Origin of the sequence: Kitasatospora aureofaciens, from assembly GCF_019192735.1 — a bacterium.
GTDB lineage: Bacteria > Actinomycetota > Actinomycetes > Streptomycetales > Streptomycetaceae > Kitasatospora > Kitasatospora aureofaciens_A.
Map to the genome: position 1 here is coordinate 1 of NZ_JAHTKP010000154.1, position 1,762 is coordinate 1,762.

A 1,762-nucleotide genomic window follows, 5' to 3' on the forward strand; every position below is an offset into this window, starting at 1 on the left:
GACTCTGCTGGCAAAGTCAGTGCCCCGCCCCGTGGGAAGATGACGTCCAGTCATCTTGGATGTGGGGGTTGGGTGTTACGTCCTATCGGTGGCGTCGAAATTCCTGAGGCGACGGCTGTCTTGGTGCGCCAGGCCTGTCCGAGGGGTACGGCAGTCACGCGTGTCCGCGATGCGCTGGGTGAGCTGTTCAGGGATCAGGACTTCCTGTCCGATGATCTGCGCGAGATGTTCTCGGAGCTGGGCCGTCCGGCGCTGTCACCGGCGAAGCTGACCATGGTCCTGGTGCTGCAGTTCCTTGAGAACCTCACCGACCGTGAGACCGTCCAGGCCGTGGCTCTGCGTCTGGACTGGAAATACGCCCTGGGCATGGACCCGGGCGAGCCGGCCTTCGACGCCTCGGTGCTCAGCGAGTTCCGCGACCGGATCAGTCAGGGAGACCGCGTCGACCGGTTGCTGGCCGTCATGGTCGAGCGTTTGCGGCAGGCCGGGCTTGTCCGTCGAGGCGGCCGACAGCGCACCGACTCCACCCATGTCCTGGGAGCGGTCCGTCAGCTCTCCCGGTTCGAGCTGGTTGCCGAGACGCTGCGGGCGACGCTTGAGCAGATCGCCGCGATCGTGCCCGACTGGGTCTCGGGACTTCTGGAGCCCGGCTGGGATAGGCGCTACGGGAGACGCGTCGAAGCCTTTCGCCTCGTGCCCAAGGGAGCCTCCGTCAAGCCGCTGGCCGAGCAGGTCGGCGCGGACGGGCGCAAACTCCTGGCGGCGATCGACGACGAAACGGCCTGGCCATGGCTTGGGGAGTTGCCCGCTGTCCAGGTCCTGCGCCGGGTCTGGGACCAGCAGTACACCTGCCTGCCCGAGGGATACCCGCGCTGGCGGGAGAGCGCCGAACTGGAGGAGGCCGCCACGGAGGTGCGCTCGCCCTACGACACCGAGACCCGTCACAGCGGCAAGCGCGGCATGGAATGGGACGGCTACAAGACCCACGTCACCGAGACCTGCGACCCCGACCTGCCTCACCTGGTCACCCACGTCGCGGACACCCCAGCCACCGACCCGGACGTGACGATGACCACCGCCATCGAACACGACCTCGTTGCCCGTGAACTCGCCCCCGGGGAACACCTGGTGGATATGGGCTACACGAGCGATGAGGCCCGTTTGGAAGCCCAGAGAGCCGGCATCGACCTGGTCGGCCCGGTCCGGCCCAGCGGCGGGCGCAACGCGAAGAACTCAGGTATGTTCACCATCGCCGACTTCCACATCGATTGGGAATCGAACACCGCGACCTGCCCCCAGGGGCAGACCAGCCGGCCCGGCCGCCCCGGCACCGCCAGCGGAAGACCCCATGTCCGCTTCCCCTTCACCGTCGCCGACTGCCGCACCTGTCCGCTACGTCCCCGCTGCACGCGCAGCACCGACCCGGACCATGCCCGCCAGCTCATCGTCCCGCCCCGCGAGCGCCATGAGCTCCGCCACGACGCCGCAGTCGAACAGCAATCCGATACCTGGCGGGCGCGCTACCGCGCCCGAGCCGGGATCGAAGGCACCATCTCCCAACTCGTCCGTTCCTTCGGAGCCCGCAGAACCCGCTACACCGGCCTCGCCAAGACCCACACCCAGCACGTCCTCACAGGCATGGCCTGCAACCTCGCCCGCCTCGGCGACTGGTACGACCCCCACCCAAAGGCTCCACGGCCAGGCACCCGCGTTCGCACCCTCTGCGAAGCCCGCGGCCTCACCACGTGACTGGACGTCATCT

The 1,762-nt window shown here is 68.2% G+C and carries 1 protein-coding gene; it reads left to right on the plus strand.

The window, feature by feature from the left end:
• Positions 1–123: 123 nt before the first annotated feature.
• On the plus strand, positions 124–1,749 hold the full coding sequence (locus KV557_RS41665) for an IS1182 family transposase (protein WP_308130325.1): 1,626 nt from the start codon (positions 124–126) through the stop codon (positions 1,747–1,749).
• The last annotated feature ends 13 nt before the right edge of the window (positions 1,750–1,762 follow it).